This window comes from Saccharomonospora amisosensis, assembly GCF_011761185.1.
Taxonomy (GTDB): domain Bacteria; phylum Actinomycetota; class Actinomycetes; order Mycobacteriales; family Pseudonocardiaceae; genus Saccharomonospora_A; species Saccharomonospora_A amisosensis.
In genome coordinates this window covers 2,512,116-2,536,926 of the sequence record NZ_JAAOYM010000001.1, presented here as the reverse complement: position 1 = coordinate 2,536,926, position 24,811 = coordinate 2,512,116, and the positions used below count along the sequence as shown (strand labels likewise).

Sequence of the window (24,811 nt, the reverse complement as noted above, 5' to 3'; positions counted from 1 at the left end):
GCCGGGCGTCTCAGTACCGCGCGCACCATCGGGGCGCCGTGAGGCACGGAAGGCCGCAACCATGACACAACCGCCACAGTCGACACAGCCGCCGTATGGGCAGCCAGGACCGTGCCCGCAGGGTGGCCAGGCGCCGCCCGGTGGCTATCCACAGTCCTTCGCCCACTACCCGGCGGCGCCGCAAGCCCAGCACGAGCCGCCACCGCCGAAGAAGCGGACCGGACTGTGGCTGGGGTTGTCCGCGTGGGCAGTCTCCGTCGCGACTTTCCTCGTCACCGGGTTGCTGGCCCCGGGTTTCCTGCTCGATGACAACGGCAAGGTCGACGCGGGCGACGGCCCGGCGGCTGCGGTGACCGAACGGATCGCGCAGGGCTTCGCCGACAAGGATCCGGCCGCGCTCAACGAGTTGGTCTGCGCCGGTTCGGAACCGGAGGTGGGTGGTTTCACGCGCGAGGCGGTGTTCGTCGAGTCGTTCCAGCTGCGGGGTCCGGTGCGGGAATCGGGCGACACCGCTACCGCGACCGCTGATGTGGTGCTCGAGGCCGAAGGTCAGCAAACGAAGGGTGCGATGCGCATCGAACTGGCTAACGAGCCCGGGGGCTGGTGCTGGAAGCACGCCGAGGAGTTGTGAACGGTTGGTGGTCCCGCTCCGCTGCGGGCGGGACCACCAAACCGGTCCGGATCAACGTGCCGCGGCCCGGTCAACCGGCACTGATGGCGATGTTGCCATGCGCGGACCTGGCCACCATGATCGGCTGGTTCGCGGAGACATCGGTCATCGTGATCGGCATCTTCGGGGTCAGCGACTTGAGCGCCTGCATGAGCTGCGACTCGGCGTTTCCAGGGGTCAGTGTCACGGGAACGCCCATCAGCTTGCCGGAGAACTTCGTGGCGAAGAGGACGATGTCGCCGCTGAGGTTGAACGAGGGGCTTGTCATGACCGTGGTGCCGCCGTTCTGCGAAATGTCACCTCTCATCCCGTCGTAGGCCCTGAAGGTCGTCGCGGTGAACTTCATCATCCGCACCGAACCGCCACCGGCCAGCGGAACATCGGCCACGCCTTCGTAGGCGAAGCCCGTCACGTGGACGCTTCCCGACTTCAGGACGACCGGTGCGGTGTAGGCCTGGATACCGGCCGTTCCGGAAGCCCGCTTGTTGTCCTCCTGCTCCGTGTCCTTGTTCTTGTCATGCGGGACCTCTGGCAGGTCGTTCACTGGTGGGAGCGGCACGTCGACCGACGGCAGCCCAGGGACGGACGGGGTCGGCACGACGCCCGAGGAATCCGGGTCCTCCGGCGCGGGCGTGCTCGGCGAGCAGAAGACGATGAGCTCGCACTCGTCGGCGGAGCGTTGCTGTGTCGCTTGTGAGGCTTCAGCGGAGCCCGCCACCAGCAGCGGGCCGACGACGGTAGCCGCCATCCCCCATACCAGCAGCGCTCGGCCTTTTCCCAGCCGGACTCCACGGCGCCGCAGGAAGCCCAGCGCGTTGCCGGTGTTTTCCGCGGTGGTGTCGGAACCGGAGCCGCTGGCGCGGCCGGCTCCAGCCGCATCGTCAGCGGAGGTGTCCTCACCGGCCTTCGTTCCCCCGGCCGTGCGGTGCTCGCTGTCGCCCGACGGGGCCGACGACCGCTCCGTCCAGCCGAACGCCAGCGAGCCGCCGATGATCCCCAGCAGCATGCCCAGCATGAACCCGCCGAAGTTCGTCGCGGGGAACGACACGATGCCACCCAGTACCCCGATGACCGCGTAGAACGTCTTGTGTGCCGGGTCGAACCAGAGCAGCACGCCACAGGCGGTCAGCATGGCGCCGATGACGACGCCGGAGATGCCTCCGACGCCCATGTGCATGACCAGGCCTACCGCACCCTTCATGAACACGTCGAGCAGTGGCAGGCTCAGCAACTCGATACCCGCCACGACCAGCAGGAGTCCGCCCCAGAAGGGACGCGATCGCCGCCACCGGCGGAAGGTCTTTCTGCGCGATTTCCCGCCTGCGACGTCCGCGGCCTCCTCGGCTTCCCCGGAAGCCTCGCCGCGGGCGGGGTCCGCGTTGCCGGACGCCGCCACCACTAGCAGGCTCCGCCACGGGTGACGGACATGGTGAAGTCGGGCATGGCGATGGTGCCTGCCGCCATCTCCCTCGCCTGCATGGCAGGACCGTCCAGGGTGATAGAGGAGGCCTGCATGCCGAAGGCTCCCTCGGTGCCGGTGTAGCCGGGCACGGCGCTGAGCGAACTGGCGTCCTGACCCATGACGATGTCGTTCATGACGCCGTTGCCGCCGAAGTCCTTCACGATGAAGGCGACATTGGAACCCGAGACTGGTTTGTCGCCGCCGCCCGCCTTCAGCAGGGTCGTGATCGGGCCCGTCTTGATCTCCATGCAGAAGTCCTTGATGTCGGCCTGCCGCAGCGCGTTCGTGGCGACGTAGTGCTGCTTGCCGTCCTGGGTGGACAAGGTCTGGCCGTAGTGCACGTACCCCGTTCCCGACACGCTGCTGGCGGTGGCGCGGAATGGCTCACCGGACACGGAGAATGAAGTGGCGAGCGCTCCCTCGGCGGTGAGAACGACCAGGGTCCCGCTCACCGCGACAGCCGGTACCAGCGCCGCGGCGAACCGCTTCCAACTGACCCGCCCGGACACTTTCACAGACGACATGAATCTCCTTCTGACACGAGGGCAAACGAACCGGACTCGATCGGTGTGGTGCGACGCGGGGGTGCGCGTCGCACACGTGGATCGGACATCCGCGCTTTCGGCTGTGTTGAGCCCGGGCGCGTGTGGAGGCCTTCTTGGGGAACGCATGACCCCCGGACAGTTCGGGCGCCGGACCGGTACTGATCGACGGTGAGTTGTGCCGAACAGCCAGCGCGCATGGCCTGACGCCGTTGTGCCGTGTAACCTCCGAGCTTGTGGCGGCGATCACAGTATGAGGCAAGGTTGACAGGTGTCAAGCACACAGAGCAGACAGCTGTCCAATTCGTCGCCTTCGTCGCATGTGTGATCACGCCGTTTCAGTGATTTCCGCGCGCGAGCCTTGCGCGCCGGAAACCGACGGCTAGCCGCCTGACTACGTGGCGATGTGAACCCAGCCAACCGGCCGGGCGAGCAGACCATCGCGGCTTCGGCGACTCCCACTCGTGGGTGGGGCCGCCCTGCCCGGTCTCAGCTCAGCGCGCCGTGGTCTGCTCGTAGAGGTCTCGCAGCGCGCCCAACTCGTCGTCGGTGGGCACAACACCGAGGTCGTGCAGGGTTTGCTCCAGCCGCGCTGGTGGCACCGGGAAGCGTTCGTTGCGACCGTCGGCGTGGTCGATGTGCAGTTCCCTGCCGACGAGCTTGGTGGACAGGCCGTGGTCGAGCCGTTTGACGATCAGTTGGCCGGTGAACGGTGAGTCGGGGTGGGTGGCGACGTAGTGGTTGCCCAATTCGTAGTCGACCGGCCGTTGCGGTTCGTCCCCGATGGCCTGCACCGCGGTCCAGCCCTGCGCGGTCTCGGCCTCCAACCGCCACTCGCCGCCAACTCGCGTCAACCGGTGTTTCCAGCCCGCCTGGTCGACCACGGTCGCGTCCCGCAGCGGCATGGGGTGCATGATCGAGGCGCCGAAGCCGACGTCGGCGAGGAAGTCCGAGCCCTCGATTCGAACGACGACGTTCATGTGCGTGCGCGCGCCGGTGCTGTCGGGATAGACCCGGGCGGCGCGGCGGGAAACCCCGTAGCCCAGGGACTCCAGAGCCGCGGCGAACAGCAGACTGTGCTCGTAGCAGTAACCTCCCCGGCTGCGCCGTACCAGCTTGGCGGTGATGGACTCCAGGTCCAGCCGGGGGCTGCGGCCGATCGCCGGGTCGAGGTTCTCGAACGGGATGGTGCGCACATGCGCTTCGTGCAGTGCGTGCAGAGCCGTGATCGACGGCTCGGCACGGGTCTGCCCGATCCGGTCGAGGTAGGCGTCCAGGTCGAGGTCCGCACTACCCCACTCGTCGCCGGACCGGTCCGGCTGTGACTGTGTCATGGCGTCACACTCGCACCTGCAGTGCGGTGGAGGTCAAGCGACCGTGCCGCACGCGATAGCCGACCGCCCCCGCGCTCAATCGCGCAGCCGCGCGTTCAGGCGGGCGGCCTGCCGCGTGAGATGGTCACGCTCGGCGAGGTTGGGCGCCGACCTGGCGGCCTCGGCGTACAGCCGTGCCGAGGTGAGCAGGTCCCCGTCGCGCTCGTGCAGATACGCCGCGACGGCGGGGTAGCGCGGCAGCGCCGGGTCGAGTTCGGCCAGAGCTGCCAGACCGGCGCGCGGGCCGTCGGCCTCGCCGACGGCGACGGCCCGGTTCAGGCGTGCCACCGGGCTGCCGGTGAGGCGTAACAGCTCGTCGTACCACTCCACGATCTGCACCCAGTCGGTCTCCTCGGCCGTCCGGGCGTCGGCGTGCAGCGCGGCGACGGCGGCCTGGGCCTGGTACTCGCCGAGGCGGTCGCGGGCCAGCGCTGCCTGCAACACGTCGACACCCTCGGCGATCAACCGCGTGTCCCACCGGGTGCGGTCCTGCTCGGCCAGCGGAACGAGCCTGCCGTCGGGACCGGTCCGCGCCGCTCGCCGAGCGTGGTGCAGCAGCATGAGCGCGAGCAGGCCCGCGACCTCCTCGTGGTCGATCCTGGCCGCCAGCTGGCGGGTGAGCCGGATCGCCTCGGCAGCGAGGTCGACGTCGCCGGAGTAGCCCTCGTTGAAGACCAGGTAGAGCACGCGCAGCACCGTGGCGACGTCACCAGGCTGGTTGAACCGCACGCCGGAAACGGTTCGCTTGGCCCTGCTGATCCGCTGGGCCATGGTCCTCTCCGGCACCAGGTAGGCCTGCGCGATCTGACGGGTGGTGAGGCCGCCGACCGCGCGGAGCGTGAGCGCGACGGCCGATGCCGGTGTCAGGGACGGGTGCGCGCACAGGAAATAGAGCTGGAGAGTGTCGTCCACCGTCTCCCCCGGGCCGGGCACCGGTTCGAACTCGACGCGTACCTCGCGGTGCCGCCGGGAGGAATCGGCGCGGGCCGCGTCGAGGAACTTGCGCCAGGCCACCGTGACCAGCCAGCCCTTGGGGTCCCGCGGCGGCTGCTCCGGCCAGGTACGCACGGCCTCGACCAGGGCGTCCTGCACGGCGTCCTCGGCCGCCGCGAAGTCTGCTCCGCGGCGGACGAGCACTCCGATCACGGTGGGGGTGAGGGTCCGCAGCAGGGCCTCGTCCACCGCGTGTCACTCCGTGATGGTCGGCGGCTCGGTCAGGAACGGGCGCAGTTCGAGCCACTCGTGGATCGGCTTGCCGCCCGCGCCCGGAGCCGCGGACAGCTCGCCAGCCAGTTCGAGCGCCCGCTCGTAGCTGTCGACGTCGATCACCATCCAGCCCGCGATCAGATCCTTGGTCTCCGCGAACGGGCCGTCGGTGACCGGCGGCCGCCCCTCGCCGTCGTAGCGCACGAAGGTGCCCTCCGGTGACAGCGCCTGACCGTCGACGAACTCGCCGGTGGTCTCCAGCCGGGCGGCGAAATCCTGCATGTACTGGATGTGGGCGGAGACCTCTTCCGGTGTCCACCGGTCCATCGGCACGTCGTTGACCGCTGCGGGCGCGCCTCGGTAGTGCTTGAGCAACAGGTACTTGGCCATGATGTTCTCCTTGGTGCGATGCGGCCCGTTGTGGCCGCGTTCGCTCCGGGGACGCAGCCGCACGTGGGTTCTCGACATCCCGGCGCGACTTTTTTTCGGCGGCTCCAGGTTTCACACAGCCTTGCACAGATCTGGCGCGCTCAACCCGCGCACTTCGTCAACCTAGGTTGACACCAGGCTCAGGTCAACTTAGGTTGACCAGCATGGATGCTGCCGAACTTGCCGACCTTGTGGTGACCACGACGGACAGGAACCCGCTGGTGGGATTGGGCGCCGTGGCCAGGGTTCGCACGGAGATGGAGCGCGCCGAAGCGGCGCTGGTCCGCCGAGCACGCAACGCTGGTGCGACCTGGGAGGACATCGCCGCCGCGTTGGGAGTGTCCAAGCAAGCGGTGCACAAGAAGTACCGGGGGAACCGGCTGCTGGGTGGCCGGTCGTGACGGTGTGGCACGGGGATGGTCGGCTCGCCGCGAGAACTGCCGAACTGCTCGGGCCCCGGCACCCCGTGATGGCAGTCGCCCTGCTCGCCTCGGGGCAGGTGAGGGTGGCAAGCCGGGGTGCCGACCTGGACGCGGCTTTCGAGATCGGGTCGATCTCGAAAGCCGTCACCGGGCTGCTGTACGCCGACGCGCTCGAACGCGCGGAGATCCGGTCCGACTCGCCGCTCGGTGACCTGTTGCCGCTGGGAGATGCGCCCGCCGCGTCGGTAACGTTGGCCTCGCTCAGTACGCATCGCTCCGGGCTGCCCAGTTTGCCCAAAGCGGCGCACCCGGTGCGGCGCACGATCGCTCTGTGGCGGCACGGCACCAATCCCTACGGCGACGACCTGGGGCAACTCCTTGCCCAGGCGCGGAGCGTGAAGGTGGGCAGGCCGCGGCCACGCTATTCCAATCTCGGGTTCGAACTGCTCGGCCACGCCATCGCCAACCCGGCAGGGCTGCCCTACGCGGAGCTGGTTCACCAGCGCATCGCCCGCCCGTTGGGGCTCGACCAGTGTCACGTGCCCGCGACAGCGGAGCAGCTCGGTCCGAACGACCTCATCGGCAGGAGCCGGCGAGGCAAGGCGCGGCAACCGTGGACCGGCGAAGCACTGGGTCCCGCGGGTGGTATCCGCGCTTCGATCAGGGACATGGCCCGCCTCACAGCCGCCCTGCTCGACGGCTCGGCTCCCGGGATCGCAGCCCTGGAACCCCTCGCTCCGTTCGGCAGGGGTGCACGCATCGGCGCCGGCTGGATCACGGTGAGAACCGGGGGACGCCGGATCACCTGGCACAACGGCGGCACAGGTGGATTCCGCTCCTGGCTCGGACTCGACCGGGCTGCCGGAGCCGGTGCCGTCATCCTGTCCGCCACCTCAGCGCCGGTCGACCGGCACGGCTTCGTGTTGCTGCGCGAACCTGTGGCCAGGGCCTGACAGCGACGACCGGCTCCCGCGCTACGACGAACGCCACAAACAATGTAGTTGCAGCACGCAACTTAATTAGTTAGCTTTGACAAGCAACCGATTTGTGGAAGGAGTCCGTGACGACTGCCGCGCCCATCTCCCAGCCCGTGTCCGGCCAACCCGGCCGGTCGCTGCCACGCAAGCAGATCCTGAAGGCCTTCACCGGACTGTTGCTGGCACTGCTGGTGGGAATGCTGTCCTCCACGATCGTGTCCAACGCCCTGCCGAGAATCCTGGCCGACCTCGGCGGCACCCAGGACCAGTACGCGTGGGTGGTCACGGCCATGCTGCTGACCTCCACCGCCACCACCCCCGTCTGGGGCAAGCTCTCCGACCTGTTCAGCAAGAAGCTGCTGTACCAACTCGCCATCGTGATCTTCACGATCGGCTCCGTCCTCGCAGGCCTGTCGCAATCGATGCCGCAACTGGTCGCTTTCCGCGCCGTGCAGGGGATCAGCCTCGGCGGCATGCAGGCTCTCATCCAGGCCGTGCTGGCGGCCATGATCACTCCGAGGGAACGCGGCCGCTACGCGGGCTACATCGGCGCCACGTTCGCCGTGGCGACCGTGTCCGGACCGCTGCTCGGCGGCCTCATCGTGGACTCCCCGCTCGGCTGGCGATGGTGCTTCTGGGTCGTGGTGCCGATCGCGGCGTTGGCGTTCGTCGTGCTGGGCCGCACGCTGCGGCTGCCCGTGGTCACCCGGCAGGTCAGGATCGACTGGCTAGGCGCGACGCTGCTGGTGGGTGGGGTCACGCTACTGCTGGTGTGGTTCTCCATGGCGGGCAAGCAGTTCGCGTGGCTGTCGTGGACCACCACCGCCATGGTGGCGGGCGCGGTGGTGCTGCTGGTGGTGGCCGTGTTCGTCGAGACCAAGGTCAGTGAACCGGTGTTGCCGTTGCGGCTGTTCGGCAACCGCACCTTCAGCCTCGCTGTGCTCGGCTCGCTGGCCGTGGGCACCGCCATGTTCGGCGCGGCGGTGTTTCTCGCGCAGTACTACCAGATCTCGCGCGGCTACTCCCCCACCCACGCCGGGCTGATGACCCTGCCCATGGTGCTCAGTCTCTTCCTGTCCTCGACGATCACCGGGCGGATCGTGTCGCACACCGGCAGGACGAAACCGTTCCTCATCGCGGGCGCACTGGTGCTGTTGGCAGGCAGCGCGCTGCTCAGCAGCGTGGACCACACCACCAACCTCGGCTGGATGGGGGCGTTCCTGGCGCTGCTGGGCGCGGGCGTCGGCGCGCTGCTGCAGAACCTGGTACTGGTGGCGCAGAACACCGTCGGTATTCGCGACATCGGGGCCGCGACCGGCACGGTGACGTTCTTCCGCACACTCGGCGGCGCGGCCGGGGTGTCCGCGCTCGGTGCCGTGCTCGCGGGCCGCGTGGCCGCCGACATCAAATCCTCGCTGGCGGCGCGCGGTATCCCGGTCGGCGATGCGGTCGAAGGCGGCGGCAGCACCCTGGACGTGGCATCGCTTCCCGAGCCGGTGCGCGAGGTGGTGCGCGCGGCCTACGGAGACGCGACCGGCATCCTGTTCCTCGTCACCGCCGCGATCACCGTGGTGACGGTGGTCGCGGTGCTGCTGCTCAAGGAACGCCCGCTGCGCGACACCCTTGACATCGCCGCCGCGCCCGCTCGACCCGGCACGGAACTTTCGAAGCTGCCAGCACGTCGCTGACCTGCGCTGCACTCGGTCGTGTCGCCGTCGCCCCGGCCCTCCCGCAGCACCGGTTGGCACTACACACCCGGTGGGTAACCGGCCACGAACGAATGTGTCGCCGACCGAGGAGGTCCCGTGCCCGCTCGCCCGCACGCCGTCGCCTTCGATGTACTCGAAACCCTGCTGAACCTGGAGCCACTGCGCGCACGGCTGGAGACGATCGGCCAACCCGCGCAGCTGCTGCAGCCATGGTTCATGCGATTCCAGCGCGACTCCATGGCGCTGGCCCTCAGCGGGGATTTCCGGACGTTCGAGTCGGTGGCACGGCAGGCGTTGCGCACCGACACCAACCACACCGCCACCGAGGAGGACATCGACCACGTGCTGGCGGGGTTCGCCGAACTGCCCGCCTACCCCGATGCCGAACCCGCACTGCGCATGTTGTCCGAAGCCGGACTGCGGGTCGGCTGCTTGACCGTCGGCAGCGCGCAGAACACGGCACGGTTCCTGGAACAGGCGGGACTGGCGCGCCACGTGGACCACGTCGTCACCGCGGACCAGGCCGGCATCTGGAAGCCCGCCCCGTCCGTCTACCGCGTGACGGCCAGGGAACTCGGCACGTCGCCGCAGAACCTGGCGCTGGTCGCGGTGCACGCCTGGGACTGCCACGGAGCCAAACGCGCCGGCTGCCTCGCCGGCTGGTGTGACCGGCTGGAAGGCCGGTACGGCGACGTCTTCACCGCACCCGACGTCAGCGGCGCCGACCTCGTCCAGGTTGCCGAAGGCCTGCTGCGACTCAACCCCGTACCAAGGCCCGCCGCTGAGTGATGCGGAGGGGGCCGTACCACCTCCGCAACTACCGTCCGCATATGCTGTCCACCTGGCCGTATACGCCAGACTGGGGATGTTACAGCTGGGATGGTTCTGCCAGGGCGGGCACGCACACTCACGGTGATGACGCTGCCGCATGGCACCACCAGCACGGAATTGACGGATGTGAGGTCGTGAACGCATGAGTTCGGACGGGATCGCCAACCTCGACCCGCTCGCCACCGCTTTCGTCTTCGATGCGATCGACCTCGGGATGCAGTACGCCGAGCTGGAGGCGAACGGCTTCATTCCGTTCGCGACGATCCTGGGCAAAGACGGTTCGAAACAGGTCTGGAAACTCTTCGACAACAGCCGGGACGACTCGACGGTCGAAGGCGGGGTGGACCTCGGGCGGCAGCGACTCCGGGAGGTCGACGAGACGGTGCACTGCGTCACGCTGGTCTATGACGGCTACTTCACCGGCGACGGTGGGCGGACCGAAGCGGTGTTCGTCGAGGCTTACGAGCTGGGCAGGCAGGCAGGCGTGCACATGTGCCAGCGGTACGAACGGCACGATGGTGGTGTCAGCCTCATCGGGAACCCGCTGCTCTTCGACGACGAGACGCAGCCGCTGGTACCGGCGGATCGATCCGCGCCCGAGCTGCCCAACCTCGGCCCGCGAGCCAGGCAGTTCACGCTGGATGCCATCGAGCGCGGCATCGAACACGTGGAGGGCGGCGCACCCGGCTTCACCCCGTTCGCGGCGATCCTGGGCGACGACGGCTCGAGCGACGTGTGGCGGTTCGCCGACGACGACGACCCCAACTTCCAGGTGGGGGACGCGGTAGCGCTCGGCCGCGAACGGTTGTTGTCTGTGGACCGGACCTCTCACTGCGTCACGCTGGTGTGGGGCAGCGCCCTGCAGGACGAGGACAATGCCGGGGTGGTGTTCGCCGAGGGCTACGAGCTGGGCCGCCCAGCGGGCGTGCTGCTGGCCCAACAGTACGAATGGCTCGACCACGACCGCGTCGTGCGCATCGGTGACCCGGTGGTGTTGGAGGAGCCCGAGCCGCTGGTACCGGCTGACCGGCTCGGCGAATTCGACAACCTCGACGCACAGTCCGGTGACTTCGTCTTCGAAACGATCGACCTCGCTCTGGAACACGCGGCCGAGTCCGAGCACGGCTTCTTGCCGTTCGCGACCGTACTGGCCCGGGACGGCTCGAAGGAGCTGGCGCGCCTCGTCGACGACGAGGACAACCCGACGATCGAGGGCGGCGTGATGCTTGGGCGGCAGCGACTCCGGGAGGTCAACGGGTCGGCCCACTGCGTCACGCTGTGCTGGGACGGCTACCTCACGCTCGAGGGCAGGCGAACCGACGCGGTTTTCGTCGAGGGTTACGAACTGGGCCGCCCGGTAGGTGTGCTGCTCGCCCAACGATACGAACGCCACAGCGGTGGCCTGGACCGCATCGACGTCCCCGTCCTGTGCGAGGAACCGGAGCCGCTGGTGCCGCCGAAGGAGCCACGCTGAGTCGCGGCCCACGGCCTGAACAGGTCTGTGCCCTTGTCCGGCCGATGACTACGCTGAGGCGTCCGCATTTCGTTCCGAAGCGATGCCCGTACGGCGGTCAGCAGGAGACATCGTCATGAGCGTAGAACTCCCCGAAGTCGTCGACCTTCAGGACGTGGGCGGCTGGTCCGACGAGGTCGACGTGCTTGTCGTCGGCGCAGGCATGGCAGGCGTCAGCGCGGCCCTCGAGGCCAAAGCCACCGGGGCCAGCGTGCTCGTCCTCGACAGAGGAGGCCGGCTGACCTGCACGAGCGCGATGGCGGGTGGGCACTTCTACCTCGGCGGCGGCACCCCCGTCCAGGAGGCGACCGGGTGGCATGACACTCCCGAAGCGATGGGCGCCTACCTCCAAGCGATGTCACCAAGCTGCGACCCGGAGAAGATCCGGCTGTACGCGGAAGGCAGCGTGGAGCACTTCCACTGGCTGGAGTCGCTCGGCTTCTCCTTCGAGCGGTCGTTCTACCCGCACAAGGCTGTCGTGCAACCGGATACCCAGGGGTTGATGTTCACCGGAAACGAGAAGACCTGGCCCTACGACGTCGAACAGCAGCCGGCCCCGCGCGGTCACAAGCCACCGACCCCGGGCGATACCGGCGGTGCCGCGCTGGTGGTGGGGTTGGCCCTTGACAAGCTCGAGGCGTCGGGCGCGGAAGTCCGCTTCGAGACGGGTGTGACCGCGCTGGTCAGCGACGGGACGCGCGTTGTCGGCGCCGCCTGGAAGAAGTACGGCGACTCCGGTTACATCCGGGCGGGCTCGGTGATCATCGCGGCGGGGGGCTTCGTCATGAACGACGCGATGATCGAGAAGTACGCCCCCGCCCTCAAAGCGGTCCAGACCAACGGTATGGCGCTGGGCAACACCCACGACGACGGGCTGGGCATTCGCATGGGCCAGTCCGTCGGTGGCGTGGCCGACCACATGGACGGCGTCTTCATCACCGGACCGTTCTACCCGCCAGGGGACGCACTCAACGGCATCGTGGTCAACAAGCAGGGCAGGCGCATCGTGAACGAGGACGCCTACCATGCCCGCACCGCGGCCGCCGTTTTCGAGCAGCCCGATCGCGTCGCCTACCTGATCTTCGACTCGGCGACCATGGTCCGGCCGAGCTACGGCTTCCAGCCCCTGATCGACGGGTGGGAAACGATCGAGGAGATGGAGGACGCGCTGGGCATCCCTCGTGGGGCGTTGGCGCAGACGATGGCGGCCTACAACGAGCACGCCGCCCGGGGCGAGGACCCGACGTTCCACAAGGCACAGGAGTACCTGGTGCCGCTGGACAAGGGGCCGTGGGGAGCATACGACCTCACACCGGGCAAGTCCTTCTACTCCGGCTTCACCTGCGGCGGGCTACGCGTCACCTGCGACGGCGAGTTGCTCACCGAAGCAGCCACGGTCGTTCCCGGCGGGTACGCCGTGGGCGCGTGCGCGTCCAACATCGCCGTCGATGGGCACGGCTACTCCTCCGGCACCCAACTGGGTGAGGCGTCGTTCTTCGGCAGGCGCGCCGGCAGGCACGCCGCACGGTTCGCGGCCACCAGCGCGGGCTAGGGACGTGAGCAGATACGCGGAGGTCATCGTCCTCGCGCGCGATGCCGAGGAAGTGATGGAACCGCTGACCCGCCCGGTCCCCGAGCGCGAGTGGCAGCAGTGCTTCACCCGCGTCGACGATTCCGTCTTCGCGGGCACCGGCCCCGGTTCGCAGGAGTGCTACGCCTGGGTCGTGCAGTTCACCCGGCACAACTGGCAGGGACTGCTGGTTCACCTGGCGTCCCTGCCGTGGCCCGACCCGCACTCCGTCCAGGTTCTCGTCCGCGACGAGGAGGACGACTGCTTCGGTCTCTGGATGCTCTACGACGGCAAGCTCACCGAAGTCTCCCTGCCCCGCACCTCCCGCCGCATCGCCCCCGACATCAGCATCACCGGGACCCTGAGCCGAACCGACCGGGGTTGAGACTGACGTGGCCTGTCACGGTGTCTGCGGATGAGGCACCGGCCGCCCGCTGCGCAACGACCGCTCGACCTCCTCGTCGGTGGGTGGGCGCCGCGTGAACACGTCCTGCCCCACGACGGTGGCCTCCCACACTTGGTCCGGATCGGCGGATCGGGACAGTAGCCAGGTGGTGAGGATGCGCTCCGGGTCGGTGAGATACTGCCCGCTCCAGCAGGTCACCGAGTCCACCGAGCCGCGGTCGTTGTGCCAGGCGATCGTCCAGCCCAGCGCGAGTCCGTGTCCGGCTCCAGTCGGCCCTGCGGACCGCCCCACGAGCCGGTAGTCACCCGCGACATGGCCCACGGCCGAGACGTACTCGCCGCTGAGACCACCGTCGCCGACCGACTCCAGCCGCATGCGGGATCCGAACTCGTTGTACCAGTCGCCGTCGATCGCCATCGACCTCTCCCCTGCCTCGACGCACCGCCGCAACGAAGCTGTACCCGGAGTCGACCCTGCCTGAACTTGACCTTCACCCTGGGGCAGCACCCACCGTCGGTGTCGCCGGGCGCCCGCCCGGCCGAGGAGGAGATCAGATGGCCAGGCTGAGCATCGGCGAGTTCGCGCGGGCCTGCGGGCTGACGCCGAAGGCGCTGCGGCTCTACGACGAACTCGAGTTGCTGCCACCCGCGCACGTCGACCCGCGCTCCGGATACCGGTCCTACGAGCACCGGCAACTGGAACGCGCCCGGTTGGTGGCGTGGCTGCGCGGGCTGGGCATGCCCCTTGCGCGGATTCGAACGGTGTGCGACCTGCCCTCGGCCGCGGCGGCCTCCGAGGTCGCCTCCTACTGGCGGCAGGTGGAGGCCGACACGGCCGCCCGCAAGGAGCTGGCTGCTTTCCTGGTCGACCAACTGTCCCGAAAGGACACCGACATGACAGAGCGAACCCAGGACGTGCGGCTGCGGGCGGCGGCCCGGCTGGAGTGCGGACCGGTGCGACCGACGAACCAGGACGCGGTCTACGCGGGCACCGACCTGTTCGCTGTCGCCGATGGTTTCGGCGCAGGCAGCGGCGGCGGCTCGGCCGGGGCCGCGGTCATGCGCGCTGTGGAGCCGCTGGATGCGCCGGTACCCGCCGGTCGCCTACCGCAGGTGGTCGGCGCGGTCACCAGTACCGCACGCCGACACGGGCACCACGCTCACCGCCCTGCTGTGGTCCGGAGCGCAGGTGGCGATCGTGCACATCGGCGACTCGCGCGCCTATCTGCTGCGAGGCGGCGAGCTGACCCGCATCACCCACGACCACACCCTCGTGCAGTCCCTCGTCGACGAGGGCAGGCTCACGCCCGAGGAAGCCGCCACCCACCCGCGGCGGGCGACCCTGATCCGAGCTCTCCATCACGAGCACGCCGAACCCGACCTGCAGATCCGACAGGCCCAGGCCGGAGACCGGTACCTGCTGTGCTCGGACGGTGTCCATGCCGTGCTCCACGAGGCAACAATCACCGCGACGCTGGCCGAAGGCGGTTCCGCCGAGCAGGTTGCCGACTCCATCCTTACCCAGGTGGCCGACAACGGCGCCCCGGACAACGCGGCCTGTGTGGTGGTGGACGTGCTGCCCGCCTGAGGCGCTCCCGAATCGGTAGTTCGTCAGCATATGTTGAAATCCTCCAGGTCGAACCCGCACGGGAACTCGGCCGGTCCTGAGCGCTGATTCTGCCGGCGTTGGGGGCATCGGGACCGGCGTTGCGCGCCGCTATCCTCGATCGTTACCGACAAGCGAGTTGAGCCGGGTGAATGTCGCGCGGTCCGGTGCCCCGCCCCAGGTGATCCGCCCGGTTACGGTGTGCGGCTGCCGCGGTCTTTGCCGGTTCGCGGTTCAGCCCGGTACCGGCAACCAGCCACGGTGCAGCGCCGGGGACAGTTCGTGGGCCGCCGACGAGGCCAGCGTGGTGGCGTCGTGCAGGTAGCCCTCGGTGGTGGTCAGCGCGGCATGGCCGAGATCTTTCTGCACCTGGCGGGGTTCGGCGCCACGGGAGATGGCATGAGTGGCGTAGGAATGCCGAGCCGAGTGGGGGTGGATGGTGTCGCGCAGCGGCGCCAGGTGGGTGGCGATGAAGGCTGCCCGCTCCGTGCTCAGCAGCTCACGCAGCCAGCGAGCGCGGGGCGGCGCGTCCGGTGGCGGCGCGAACGTGGCACACAGCCGCCGCAACACGGCTCGGACGTGGGAAACGTGCACGCGGGCGCCGGTGCGGGTGACGAACAGCGGCTCGGGTGCCGGGCGGCCGATCGGGCCGGGGCGGGCGGGGACGGTGGCGGGTTTGCGCTCGGCGAGGTAGGCCTCGACCGCGTCGGCCACCGGTGGGGCCAACGCGACGAGGCGATCCTTGGCGCCCTTGCCGTGTACTCGCAGGGACGCGGGGCCACCGGGGGTGGGCCGGTGGTAGTCGTCGAGGTTGACGCTGACCAGCTCTTCGGCGCGCACTCCGGTGCCGAGCAGTACCTCGACCATCGCGCGGTCGCGGCGCCCGTGGTGGTGCCGGTCCGCCAGCAGGTGGGCGGCCATGAGTAGGGCGCGGCAGGCCTCGAACGACCACATCTTGGTGGTGGCTGGGGTGGTCTTGCTCCGGTTGAGGTGCTGGGTGGAGCGGTCGACCAGCGCGGCGGGATTGGTCTGGGCGAGTCCTTCGCGCAGCAGGTACTTGCGGTAGAAGGCGGACACGGCCGACAGCATCCTGGCGCGGGTGGCGTCGCTGTAGCCGGCTTCGGCGAGCTCGGCCAGCCAGCGTTCGACGTGCTCCACCCGGACTTCGGCGAAGGAGGCGAACCCGTTGCGCAGGCACCAGGGCAGCCACTCCAGCCCGGTGGGTTGGGCCTTGCGGGCGCGGCCGCGCCTGCGGGCCGGATCGGGCGCACGGTAGCCGGGCACCCAGTCCAGCGGAATGCCCAGGTCGGTGGCGTAGGCCAGCCGGGTGTTCAGCGACGCGTAGATGCGCAGGAACTCCGCGAACCGCTCCCGGGTGGTCTTGTCCGCCTGCCCCAGCGGGGCGAGGGCCTTGGTCATGCGTGCCCTTCCGTGGCTGATCAGCGGTCGGTGTCCATGATCGAACGCTACGGGAAGGCTCCGCGACGGTCAGCGTCGCGTGTGACGGCGGCGATATGCCGCGGAACGGGCTCGGTTGTTGCAGGTGGTGGAGCAGAAGCGGCGGCTGGCATTCTTCGACTCGTCAAGAAAGACCCGTTCGCATCCTGACCCCGCGCAGGTGCCGATGCGTGCCGACTCGCCTGCCCCGATCAAGCGAGCCAGGTTCTCCGAGCATATCGAGGTCCACATAGGCAGGACGGCGGCATCGGCGGGATGGTGATGCATTCGCCATTCGCCGTTCTCCTTGGCCAGGTGCGGATGGGCGGAGTGGCTAGCCAGGAGAGCGTTGAGCTCAGTGGCCGCGGCATCGAGATCGCCTCGACGGAGGCTGTCGAACACCGTGTCCAAGCGGTGTGCCAGTGCGACGAAGCCGGGTGCGTCGTCGACGTCCAACTTGGCGACAGAAGGTGGATCGATGGCCAAGATATCCGCCAGCACCGCCGCCGTTGGTGTACCGGACGGTTCCCGGATCAGGCGGTTGACCAGGTCTGCCGCCACGAAGGCACCCGCATCCACGTAACGGTCGAAATGCACTTGACCTGTCACATCACCACCCCTACTGTCGTCACAGTCAAACTAATGTACACCCGTTACGCAGGGGCCACGATGCCGACACGAGTTCCCGAACCTGTGCTACGCCCAGCCACCGCGAACGACTCGGATGCCCTTGCCGACATCTGGTATCACGGCTGGCGGGACGGCCACCTGGGGCATGTGCCAGCGACCCTCCTGGCTTATCGACGTCCCGCTGACTTTCGCAGCCGGATGCCCGGCCAGCTCGAGTGCACCACGGTGGCGACCATCGGTGAGCGGCTCGTCGGATTCGTGACCGTACGCGCCGATGAAGTCGAGCAACTCTACGTCGACGCGGCGGCCCGGGGTACCGGCACCGCGGCGAAGCTGCTGCGGTTCGGAGAGAGTGCGATCGCGGCCACATATCAGCGCGCTTGGCTTGCGGTCGTGGCAGGCAACGCCCGCGCACGCCGCTTCTACGAACGCCAGGGCTGGCAAGACCGCGGCGCCATGGATTACGCCGCAGCCACCGCTGACGGCGGCACGGTCGTGGTCCCATCCCGCTGCTACGAGAAAATAATCAGCCGGCCGAAGGCGAGTAGTTCATGATCAGCTGGTCCGAATTCGCCACCTGCGCACCGCGAATCGCCGCGACCTTCGCCCGCAGGCACGCGGCGAACGCGAACCTGTGCCTGCTGGCAACCCTGCGTTCCGACGGCTACCCGCGAATCAGTCCAATCGAACCGAGACTGTTCGAGGATCGACTCTGGATCGTCGGCATGCCTGCCACCACGAAATTCAACGACCTGGCCCGTGACCCGCGCTTCTGCCTGCACACCGCGACCACCGCCACGGTCCCGGTCGAGGGCGACGCCAAGTTGTGGGGCCGGGTGCGCGACGTACGAGACAGCGACCAGCAACAACGGTTCGCCGAGTATCTCTTCGCCGAGATCGGCTTGGACTTGCGCGGGCAGGCATTCGAACACTTCTACGCCGCCGACCTGACCGGCGCCTCCACGGTCGAGAGCGGCGACGGGCACCTGGACATCACGATATGGAAGCCGTCCGAACCCGAGCGCGTCGTCCGCAAACACTGAAAGCGCGGCCTGAAGTCGCGATCGGGTTGCCTACTCGGCCGAGTAGACCTGTAGCAGCCGGGGCGATGACGCGAAACCTCGCCGCTCGTAGGCCCGGATCGCTCGTGGGCTGGAATGTACGGTCACCCGCTCCAGCCGCAACTCCGCCGCCAGCCGCAACACCGAGTCGACGAGCCTGCCGCCAAGGCCCCCGTCACGCTCGTCCGGCACGACATACACGCACTGCACATCGCCACACAGCCGTCGAGACACGCTCGGGGTCGGCACGCGTGGCAGGACGGCCAACCACGCCATGCCCAAGACCGTCGTCTCACGCACGCCGACCACGCACCGGTGGGTGGTGCGGTTCTCGCGGGCCCAGGCCGCCAAGGATTGGGCGAACTCCTCCCGCGTGACGGCGGGGGTCTCACCGTTCTCACGCACCCACCGCCAGCGCAGGTCCGCGATCGCGGGTAGGTCATCGTCCTGCGCGGGGCGCACGATGATGTCGGCCATACTGCCAGTTTGACGTCACAGCAGCCGCGACCGCAGGAAGATTGTCCAACCGCGCGGCTGGCGGAACGCACCCGCCGCGAGGTCGCACAGGCTTGGCAGGGCGAGGAGGAGTCGGCGGTCGCCGAGTTGATCGACGGGCGCCGCGCCGAGGCGCAGCGGGAAGCCGCGGAGTAACCCGCGCCCGTGTCCTGCGGCTACACCGAGGTTGCCCGACCCGTTCAGTCGTCGGAACGCTCCTCGAGCGCTCCCGCCAGGACCGAAGCGATGCGGGCGACAGTCCGATCGTCGTCCTGTGCCAGTTCCCGCAGCGCGCTGCGTGCCCTGGCTCCCGGCAACTCGACGAGTGCCTGGGTCAGGCGGATCCGCACCGCGGAGTCGGCGTGCGCGGCGAGTTGGTCGACAAGTGCGCTCGTGATCCAGTCCGGGCATCCGGACTCCAGCGACAGTTTTCCCAGGACTTCGGCCGCCTCGACGTCGTTCGTGCCCGCAAGGACCAGGTCGACGAGTGTCGGCACGGCAGCGGTCTCGCCACGCCTGCCCAATGCCAGCGCGGCACGCGCACGCACTGTCGTGTCCGAGTCCCCGAGCGCGTCCGTGAGCACGGCGGTCGACTCGTCACCGGGCAACTCGGCGATGGCGAGAACCGCACGGCGGCGGATGTCGACGTTCTCCGAATACACCCCGGAGGCCACACTCGCCACACCGTCGCCGCCTGCTCGCGCGAGGGCCCACTGCAGAGCGCCTGCGACATTCGGATCGGATTCGCCGAGGACCGCTTTGGCCAGCAGTTCCGCCGGGACCGTCGGGTCCTCGGCCGGGGCCAGCACGGCCTGCTGCCGGTGTGCCGCGCTGGGCGAGTTGAGTCCGTGCAGGAGTTCGACGATGCGCAGGACGCCCTGCCAGCCGGCGGGCGCCGAGGTTTCGATGGCGCGAAGCCGTTCGAGCAGTTCCCGCTCCCGCTTCAACCGGTCCTCGGTCCGTCCGATGAGGTCGCTGATCAGTGCGGCTGGGGTGAAGGAGGGATCCTCCAGGGCACGGCCGATCTGTCGCAGCGACAACCCCAGTGACCGCAGACCTTCCACATGCAGGATCCGGCGAATGTCCGCCTCGGAGTACTCGCGGTACCCACCCACTGTGCGGCCCGTCGGCCGCACCAGCCCGAGCGAGTCGTAGTGCCTGAGCATCCGGGCACTCACCCCGCAGCAGCGTGCGACCTCACCGATCAGCACGTGCCTGCCTCGACCCGCCGCGAGCCGAGCGCCACGACCCGGTTCGCCTCGTCGACAGCCAGGTCGAACCCGGCATCCGGATCGTCCAGCAGCCGCTGCGTGGCACGGGCATGCGCTCGCACCGCCGGGTCGGCGCTGTCCAGTCCAGCCCGCAGGGCGGGCTCGATCACGTCTTCGAGTGCCACGAGGGCTCGGCTGAGACTCAGCCGCATCTCCCGGTCTCCGCGACCCAGTTGCGCGGCCAATTCCGTGGCCAGCCCCTCGCGTTTCGCCGCGGGCACGAGGACGACGGCAGCACGCCATGCGCTTCGCGCGACCTCGTCGTCGGAGTCGTGCAGCAACGACCGCGTGATCGCGGGCCACGCCTTGCTGTCCCCGATCTTGGACAGCGTGTGCAGCGCCTGACTTCGGGCCTGCGCACGCTCGGAACGCAACTCCGCGAGGAGTCTGGGCACCGTGTTCTCGGCAGGCAGGCGGGTCAGCGCCCAGGTGAGCATGTCGCGCACGAAGAAGTCCGGTTCGACCGCGCAGCGTGCCACGAGCGCGTCGGCGAAAGCGGGATCGGCCCGAGTGCCGACCGCCAGCGCCACCTCGAGCCGCGTCGAGGAGTCCGCGGCGCCCAGCGCGTCGCGCAGCCGCGTGTCCGGTGAGTTCCGGTGTGTCGCGTTGATGGAGACCACCTCCTGCACCCAGTCAAGACCTTGTCACAGTGTCAACGTCAAGGTTGGCGCGGGAGCTGATGGTCGCCGAGAAAGCAGAGAATTCGGGAAGCGGTGTCGGATCGGGGCGGTGGCGTTCGTAGCAGGGGTGAGGCCGCCCGCAAGGGGCGGCGCCAGGCTAAGGAACGGCGATCATGAAGCTGACGACCATGACCCAGATCACCATTGATGGAGTGATGCAGGGAAACGGCGCCGCGTCGGATGACCGCAGGAACGGGTTCGAGCGCGGCGGATGGGCCCGGGGCAAGGGCGACGACGAGACCAGGGCGTTCATCACGCGGACCTACCAGCGCGCGGAGGCGTTCCTGTTCGGGCGGCGGACCTACGAGTTGTTCGCCGGCTCCTGGGGAGCAATCGACCAGATGCGCGCACATCCCATCGGGGTGGCCTTGAACGAAGCCCCCAAGTACGTTGCCTCGACCACGCTCACCGCACCGCGTTGGCAGCACACGACCGTCCTCCGCCGTGACCTCGCGGCGGCCATCAGTGAACTGAAGGCCACACCCGGCGGTGAGTTGCAGGTGCACGGCAGCGGCAGCCTGACTCGGTGGCTGCTGGAGAACAATCTGGTCGACGAGCTGACGCTGATCGTGATCCCGGTGATCCTCGGCCAGGGCTCGAGATTGTTCCCGGAGACTGGTCCGGATCTTGCGCTCGACCTGGTCGAGTCGCGGGTCGACTCGAAGGGCGTGACGATCCAGGTCTACCGGCCTGCCGGGCGCCCGCAGTATGTAACGGCCTGAAGTCCCTGACCACTGAACCCACTGAACCATGCTGGCTTGACACCATAGGAAAGGGATCTCAAATGCGGTATCTGGTTTCCGTGATCGATGACAAGAGCAACCCCGGCAGCACGGACAGGCAGCTTGCCATCAGCGCGTTCAACGAACGGCTGATCGCCGAGGGCTACTGGGTTTTCGCGGGCGGTCTCGCGGACACCGACGCGGCTACGGTCGTCGACAACCGGGGCGAGCAGGCGGTGTTCAGCGACGGGCCGTTCGTGGAGTCGAAGGAGTACCTCGCAGGCGTCTGGGTGTGGGAGGCCCCCGATCTGGATGTAGCGCTCAGGCTCGCCACCGAGGCGTCGAAGGTCTGCGATCGCAAGATCGAGGTGCGGCCGTTCCTGTGAACGGCGTCGAGGAAGCGATCACCCGGGCCCACCACGAGGGATGGGCCCGGGTGGTGGCCACCCTGACCAGGCGTTTCGGTGATCTCGACATCGCCGAGGAGGCGGCGGCCGAGGCCTTCGCGATCGCCGTGGAGCGGTGGCGGGTCGACGGCGTACCGCCCAACCCCGGCGCTTGGCTGACCACCACCGCCAACCGCAAGGCCATCGACCGGATCCGACGCGAGAACAAGCGCGACGGCAAGCACAAGGAGGCTCGGCTGGTGTACGACGACTCGGTCGAACCTCCCGGTGCCATCGACGGTGCGATCGAGGACGACCGGCTCCGGCTGATCTTCACCTGCTGTCACCCTGCGCTGGCGATGCAGAGCCGCGTGGCGCTGACGCTGCGCATGGTCGGCGGTCTGACCGTGCCCGAGATCGCCCGCGCCTTCCTGGTGCAGGGACCCACCATGGAGCAGCGGATCACCCGCGCGAAGGCCAAGATCAAGGCGGCTCGCATCCCTTATCGGGTACCGACCGCCGACGATCTGCCTGCTCGGGTCTCCGGCGTACTCGCCGTCCTGTTCGTCGTCTTCAACGAGGGCTACCTGGCCAGCGGCCCCGACACCGACCCCGTACGGCACGACCTGACCGCCGAGGCCATCCGGCTTACCCGCCTGACCCGAGCCCTCATGCCGGACGACGGTGAGGTGACCGGGCTGCTGGCGCTGATGCTGCTCACCGAGGCCCGCCGCACCGCCCGGGTTTCAGCGAGCGGCGAACTGGTCGCCCTCGACGAGCAGGACCGAGGGGCCTGGGACGCGGCACTGATCGCCGAGGGTCACCAGCTGGTGCGCCAGCGCCTCGCCGCTGCCGCCGCCGGGGCGGCCCCAGGTCGCTACCAGATCCTCGCCGCGATCAACGCCGTACACACCTGCGCCCGCGACATCCGCGACACCGACTGGTCGCAGATCCTCGCCCTCTACGACCAGCTCGTCCAGCTCGACCCCTCCCCGATCATCGCCCTCAACCGGGCCATCGCCGTGGCCGAACTCGACGGCCCGGAGGTGGCGCTGGCGTCCGTCGACCGGCTTGAGCACAGGTTGGCCGGATATCACGCCTACCATGCGACCCGCGCCGACCTGCTACGCCGGCTGGGCCGCGGCCAAGAGTCACGCGCGGCCTACGACAGAGCCATCGACCTGGCGGGCAACACCGCCGAGACCGCCTACCTGACCCGCCGCCGCGACCAACTGCGGTAACCGATGCCGATCGAAACCCCAGGGGTAGCGGCAGTCGGCCCCAGGGCGCCTGGCCGATGCATTCCGTACTCCGGCGGTCGGCACCGCGCTGTCATCGGCACCACAGCCTCTGGCCTGCCGGACAGTGCAGGCCAGAGGTCCTGTGGATCACCTGGGGAACCGACACCGCCTGGTCAGATACCGCGAGCGCAGCACCTCCCGCACGATCGCCTCGACCTCGTCCGATCATCCCGCGGTGTCTTGCTGCCGTGTTCCGGTTGTACCCCACGTACCTTTACCTGTGGCCTGGGTGAACCGGAGGAGGTTTCCGGAGGGGTCGAGGAAGGCGCAGTCGCGGACTCCCGGACGGTCGATCGGTTCCTGCATCACCTCGGCGCCCGCGGCTTCCAAGCGTTCGAAGACGGCGTCGCAGTCGTTGGTCGCGAAGACGATGCGGCGTACGAGGTCATCCGCGGCTGTCCAACGCTCGGTCGACGGGTCCGTGGGGCGCGGTACGAGGAGGATCCGCATGTCCGGCTGCTGTGGTGGTGCGACGGCCCGGCACGGAGCCTCCCTGGAGGTGACGTCGCCGTTGACCTCGAAGCCGAGTGCATCCCGGTAGAAGGCGAGCGCCTGATCGAGATCGTCGACGGCCAGGGAGCAGGACGAGATCCGCAGGCTCATGGTCGCGGCGCGAATCGGTCGAACTTCATTGCTCATCACGGCTCTTTCTCGTGGAGGGCAGGAGGATGACGTCGAGGGTGTGGAGCCGGTCGGGGTCGGTGTCGACGGCGATGCGGGTGATCCGGCCGTCCTCGACGGTGAAGGCGATGACGGCTTTGGTCACGCCGTGGTGGGTCCAAACGGCAGCGGGCTCGCCTTCGACGAGGGCGAGGCGGGCGGCCTGGGCTCGGCCTGTGAAGAAGGACGCCACGGCTTCGGCACCGCGGAGCTCGCCGACGGCTACCGCGTTGGGATCGAGGAGGTCGAGCAGGGCGTGGAAATCACCGCCTCGCGCCGCCGCGAGGAACGCCGCGACGATCTCCCGTTTCGCTGAACGCGCGGCGTCGGACGCCTCGGCGGCGCCCTGCACACGGCGCCGCGCCCGGCTGGCGACGAGCCGCCGCCGGCGATCGGTCAATGATGCGGCCGATCTCCCCGAACGACACCGCGAAGATGTCGTGCAGGACGAACGCGAGCCGCTCGGCGGGCGTCAGCGTGTCCAGCACCACCATCAGCGCGACGCCCACCGAGTCGGCCAGCAGTGCCTCGTCCTCGGGACCGGTCTGGCCTCCCGGATGGACGCGCGATTGAGGCGGCTTCGGCTCGGGTGGCAGCACCCCGGTAGCTTCCTCGGGCCTGTTCCGGCGCGCCTCGATCATGTTCAGACACACCCGCGCGACGACGATTGTCAGCCACCCGCCGGGGTTTTCCACCTGGCTGGTGTCGGCGCGGCTGACCCGAGCCCACGCCTCCTGCACAGCGTCTTCGGCCTCGCTCCGCGAGCCCAGCATCCGGTACGCCACCGCCTGCAAGTGCTTTTGGTGCTCGGCGAACCGCGCGCTCAGCCAATCCTGCTCGGCCATCTGTCACACTCCCGCGAAAATTTCTGTCATATGAAGTGACCGGCGCGATCGCGTCGATGTGACATCCGGGCCCGGCTGTCCTCCCCGCCGCATCCGGCGGACCACTCACACACGAAGGAGACAAGCATGAAAGCTCACGTGAGCTCCATCCTGCTCGGTGTCAGGGACATGGACCGGGCCAAGCGGTTCTACACCGACGGACTGGGTTGGACGATCAAGAACGACTGGGGCATCTCGGTGTTCTTCGCCTCCGACGGCGCCTCGCCCGTCGGCTTCTACGGCCGCGAGGGCTTGGCCGACCAGGTCGGCACGAGCCCGGACGGCAGCGGCTTCAGCGGTCTGGTGCTCACCTACGTCGTCCGCAGCCAGGCACGGGTCGACGAGGTCATGGCGGAGGCCGAGAAGGCTGGTGCCACGGTCCTCAAGCCCGCCGGCCCGCTGCCCTGGGGAGGCTACGGCGGCACCTTCGCCGACCCCGAGGGCTACATCTGGAGCCTCGGCTACAGCGATCAGGGCGAGGACCAGCCCTACGCCGAGTAGCGCACGCGATCACACTCCAGATGCCGGGCACCGGCCCGGGCATCCCAGAACGCCGCTTCAGGCAGCTG

The 24,811-nt window shown here is 68.8% G+C and carries 28 protein-coding genes and 2 pseudogenes; 17 read left to right on the top strand and 13 right to left on the bottom strand.

Going from position 1 to position 24,811, the window contains the following annotated elements; all coding sequences use genetic code 11:
- Window positions 1–61: 61 nt before the first annotated feature.
- Window positions 62–631: a hypothetical protein gene (locus FHU38_RS12400; protein WP_167170496.1), complete on the top strand. Its 570-nt coding sequence runs from the start codon at window positions 62–64 to the stop codon at window positions 629–631.
- 70 nt (window positions 632–701) lie between these two features.
- On the opposite strand, the gene FHU38_RS12395 is transcribed toward FHU38_RS12400, so the two are convergent.
- The 5 genes from FHU38_RS12395 to FHU38_RS12375 all read right to left on the bottom strand — a co-directional run bounded on the left by FHU38_RS12395 (window position 702) and on the right by FHU38_RS12375 (window position 5,643).
- On the bottom strand, window positions 702–2,069 hold the full coding sequence (locus tag FHU38_RS12395; RefSeq protein WP_167170493.1) for a DUF6114 domain-containing protein: 1,368 nt from the start codon (window positions 2,067–2,069) through the stop codon (window positions 702–704).
- On the bottom strand, window positions 2,069–2,656 hold the full coding sequence (locus FHU38_RS12390; RefSeq protein WP_167170490.1) for a DUF6230 family protein: 588 nt from the start codon (window positions 2,654–2,656) through the stop codon (window positions 2,069–2,071). Before FHU38_RS12390 ends, FHU38_RS12395 begins: the two co-directional genes overlap by 1 nt.
- 512 nt (window positions 2,657–3,168) lie before the next feature.
- The gene (locus FHU38_RS12385; protein WP_167170487.1) at window positions 3,169–4,008 is read right to left on the bottom strand and encodes an arylamine N-acetyltransferase family protein; all 840 of its coding nucleotides are present in this window, start codon (window positions 4,006–4,008) and stop codon (window positions 3,169–3,171) included.
- Between the two features lie 75 nt (window positions 4,009–4,083).
- Window positions 4,084–5,229, bottom strand: coding sequence for an RNA polymerase sigma factor (locus FHU38_RS12380; RefSeq protein ID WP_167170484.1), 1,146 nt, complete (start codon window positions 5,227–5,229; stop codon window positions 4,084–4,086).
- 6 nt (window positions 5,230–5,235) lie between these two features.
- Window positions 5,236–5,643, bottom strand: a complete 408-nt coding sequence (locus tag FHU38_RS12375; protein WP_167170483.1) for a YciI family protein — start codon at window positions 5,641–5,643, stop codon at window positions 5,236–5,238.
- 203 nt (window positions 5,644–5,846) lie between these two features.
- On the opposite strand from FHU38_RS12375, the gene FHU38_RS12370 reads away from it, so the two are divergent.
- From FHU38_RS12370 to FHU38_RS12340, 7 genes are all read left to right on the top strand, one after another.
- Window positions 5,847–6,083: a helix-turn-helix domain-containing protein gene (locus FHU38_RS12370; RefSeq protein ID WP_167170480.1), complete on the top strand. Its 237-nt coding sequence runs from the start codon at window positions 5,847–5,849 to the stop codon at window positions 6,081–6,083.
- Window positions 6,080–7,057 carry a serine hydrolase domain-containing protein gene (locus FHU38_RS12365; RefSeq protein ID WP_313886751.1) on the top strand — a complete coding sequence of 326 codons (978 nt, stop codon included), beginning with the start codon at window positions 6,080–6,082 and terminating at the stop codon, window positions 7,055–7,057. The genes FHU38_RS12370 and FHU38_RS12365 overlap by 4 nt, the downstream gene beginning before the upstream one ends.
- Window positions 7,058–7,164: 107 nt before the next feature.
- Window positions 7,165–8,769: an MDR family MFS transporter gene (locus FHU38_RS12360; RefSeq protein ID WP_167170477.1), complete on the top strand. Its 1,605-nt coding sequence runs from the start codon at window positions 7,165–7,167 to the stop codon at window positions 8,767–8,769.
- A 117-nt stretch (window positions 8,770–8,886) separates the two neighbouring features.
- Entirely contained in the window at window positions 8,887–9,579 is a 693-nt protein-coding gene (locus FHU38_RS12355; RefSeq protein ID WP_167170474.1) for a haloacid dehalogenase type II, read from the top strand.
- 184 nt (window positions 9,580–9,763) lie between these two features.
- Window positions 9,764–11,095, top strand: a complete 1,332-nt coding sequence (locus tag FHU38_RS12350) for a hypothetical protein (protein WP_167170461.1) — start codon at window positions 9,764–9,766, stop codon at window positions 11,093–11,095.
- A 115-nt stretch (window positions 11,096–11,210) separates the two neighbouring features.
- The gene (locus FHU38_RS12345) at window positions 11,211–12,686 is read left to right on the top strand and encodes an FAD-binding protein (protein ID WP_167170458.1); all 1,476 of its coding nucleotides are present in this window, start codon (window positions 11,211–11,213) and stop codon (window positions 12,684–12,686) included.
- A gap of 4 nt (window positions 12,687–12,690) precedes the next feature.
- A complete protein-coding gene (locus FHU38_RS12340; RefSeq protein ID WP_167170455.1) occupies window positions 12,691–13,089 on the top strand; it encodes a hypothetical protein in 399 nt (132 codons plus the stop codon).
- A 15-nt stretch (window positions 13,090–13,104) separates the two neighbouring features.
- Here the strand turns inward: FHU38_RS12340 and FHU38_RS12335 are convergent, their stop codons facing one another.
- Complete coding sequence (locus FHU38_RS12335; RefSeq protein ID WP_167170452.1) at window positions 13,105–13,527, bottom strand: avidin/streptavidin family protein; 423 nt, start codon at window positions 13,525–13,527, stop codon at window positions 13,105–13,107.
- Window positions 13,528–13,664: 137 nt separating this feature from the next.
- On the opposite strand from FHU38_RS12335, the pseudogene FHU38_RS27385 reads away from it, so the two are divergent.
- Both FHU38_RS27385 and FHU38_RS27380 read left to right on the top strand, forming a co-directional pair.
- Window positions 13,665–13,820 (top strand): annotated as a pseudogene (locus FHU38_RS27385) (MerR family DNA-binding transcriptional regulator); the annotation flags it as partial.
- A gap of 370 nt (window positions 13,821–14,190) precedes the next feature.
- Window positions 14,191–14,697 (top strand): PP2C family protein-serine/threonine phosphatase, encoded by a 507-nt coding sequence (locus FHU38_RS27380; protein WP_243852244.1) that lies wholly within the window; start codon window positions 14,191–14,193, stop codon window positions 14,695–14,697.
- A 252-nt stretch (window positions 14,698–14,949) separates the two neighbouring features.
- Here FHU38_RS27380 and FHU38_RS12325 read toward each other — a convergent pair whose 3' ends face one another.
- Window positions 14,950–16,134 (bottom strand): tyrosine-type recombinase/integrase, encoded by a 1,185-nt coding sequence (locus FHU38_RS12325; RefSeq protein WP_167170449.1) that lies wholly within the window; start codon window positions 16,132–16,134, stop codon window positions 14,950–14,952.
- A 69-nt stretch (window positions 16,135–16,203) separates the two neighbouring features.
- Complete coding sequence (locus FHU38_RS27990; protein WP_208415647.1) at window positions 16,204–16,713, bottom strand: CGNR zinc finger domain-containing protein; 510 nt, start codon at window positions 16,711–16,713, stop codon at window positions 16,204–16,206.
- 81 nt (window positions 16,714–16,794) lie between these two features.
- Between FHU38_RS27990 and FHU38_RS12315 the strand changes: the two genes are divergently transcribed.
- Complete coding sequence (locus tag FHU38_RS12315; RefSeq protein WP_243852243.1) at window positions 16,795–17,337, top strand: GNAT family N-acetyltransferase; 543 nt, start codon at window positions 16,795–16,797, stop codon at window positions 17,335–17,337.
- Complete coding sequence (locus FHU38_RS12310; protein ID WP_167170446.1) at window positions 17,334–17,825, top strand: pyridoxamine 5'-phosphate oxidase family protein; 492 nt, start codon at window positions 17,334–17,336, stop codon at window positions 17,823–17,825. The genes FHU38_RS12315 and FHU38_RS12310 overlap by 4 nt, the downstream gene beginning before the upstream one ends.
- A gap of 30 nt (window positions 17,826–17,855) precedes the next feature.
- On the opposite strand, the gene FHU38_RS12305 is transcribed toward FHU38_RS12310, so the two are convergent.
- On the bottom strand, window positions 17,856–18,320 hold the full coding sequence (locus FHU38_RS12305; protein ID WP_167170443.1) for a GNAT family N-acetyltransferase: 465 nt from the start codon (window positions 18,318–18,320) through the stop codon (window positions 17,856–17,858).
- 9 nt (window positions 18,321–18,329) lie between these two features.
- Between FHU38_RS12305 and FHU38_RS12300 the strand changes: the two genes are divergently transcribed.
- A complete protein-coding gene (locus tag FHU38_RS12300; protein WP_167170440.1) occupies window positions 18,330–18,494 on the top strand; it encodes a hypothetical protein in 165 nt (54 codons plus the stop codon).
- Window positions 18,495–18,538: 44 nt separating this feature from the next.
- Here FHU38_RS12300 and FHU38_RS12295 read toward each other — a convergent pair whose 3' ends face one another.
- Both FHU38_RS12295 and FHU38_RS12290 read right to left on the bottom strand, forming a co-directional pair.
- Window positions 18,539–19,549 (bottom strand): HEAT repeat domain-containing protein, encoded by a 1,011-nt coding sequence (locus FHU38_RS12295; RefSeq protein WP_167170437.1) that lies wholly within the window; start codon window positions 19,547–19,549, stop codon window positions 18,539–18,541.
- A complete protein-coding gene (locus tag FHU38_RS12290) occupies window positions 19,543–20,229 on the bottom strand; it encodes a HEAT repeat domain-containing protein (RefSeq protein ID WP_313886875.1) in 687 nt (228 codons plus the stop codon). The genes FHU38_RS12295 and FHU38_RS12290 overlap by 7 nt, the downstream gene beginning before the upstream one ends.
- A 173-nt stretch (window positions 20,230–20,402) precedes the next feature.
- Between FHU38_RS12290 and FHU38_RS12285 the strand changes: the two genes are divergently transcribed.
- From FHU38_RS12285 to FHU38_RS12275, 3 genes are all read left to right on the top strand, one after another.
- Complete coding sequence (locus FHU38_RS12285; RefSeq protein WP_167170431.1) at window positions 20,403–21,011, top strand: dihydrofolate reductase family protein; 609 nt, start codon at window positions 20,403–20,405, stop codon at window positions 21,009–21,011.
- Window positions 21,012–21,073: 62 nt separating this feature from the next.
- Window positions 21,074–21,397 carry a YciI family protein gene (locus FHU38_RS12280; RefSeq protein WP_167170428.1) on the top strand — a complete coding sequence of 108 codons (324 nt, stop codon included), beginning with the start codon at window positions 21,074–21,076 and terminating at the stop codon, window positions 21,395–21,397.
- Window positions 21,394–22,638: an RNA polymerase sigma factor gene (locus tag FHU38_RS12275; RefSeq protein WP_167170425.1), complete on the top strand. Its 1,245-nt coding sequence runs from the start codon at window positions 21,394–21,396 to the stop codon at window positions 22,636–22,638. Before FHU38_RS12280 ends, FHU38_RS12275 begins: the two co-directional genes overlap by 4 nt.
- Before the next feature lie 225 nt (window positions 22,639–22,863).
- On the opposite strand, the gene FHU38_RS12270 is transcribed toward FHU38_RS12275, so the two are convergent.
- Both FHU38_RS12270 and FHU38_RS12265 read right to left on the bottom strand, forming a co-directional pair.
- A complete protein-coding gene (locus tag FHU38_RS12270; RefSeq protein ID WP_243852242.1) occupies window positions 22,864–23,337 on the bottom strand; it encodes a VOC family protein in 474 nt (157 codons plus the stop codon).
- Window positions 23,327–24,203, bottom strand: a pseudogene (locus FHU38_RS12265) (sigma factor). The gene FHU38_RS12270 and the pseudogene FHU38_RS12265 overlap by 11 nt, the downstream one beginning before the upstream one ends.
- Before the next feature lie 126 nt (window positions 24,204–24,329).
- Between FHU38_RS12265 and FHU38_RS12260 the strand changes: the two are divergent.
- Window positions 24,330–24,743: a VOC family protein gene (locus tag FHU38_RS12260; protein ID WP_167170423.1), complete on the top strand. Its 414-nt coding sequence runs from the start codon at window positions 24,330–24,332 to the stop codon at window positions 24,741–24,743.
- The last annotated feature ends 68 nt before the right edge of the window (window positions 24,744–24,811 follow it).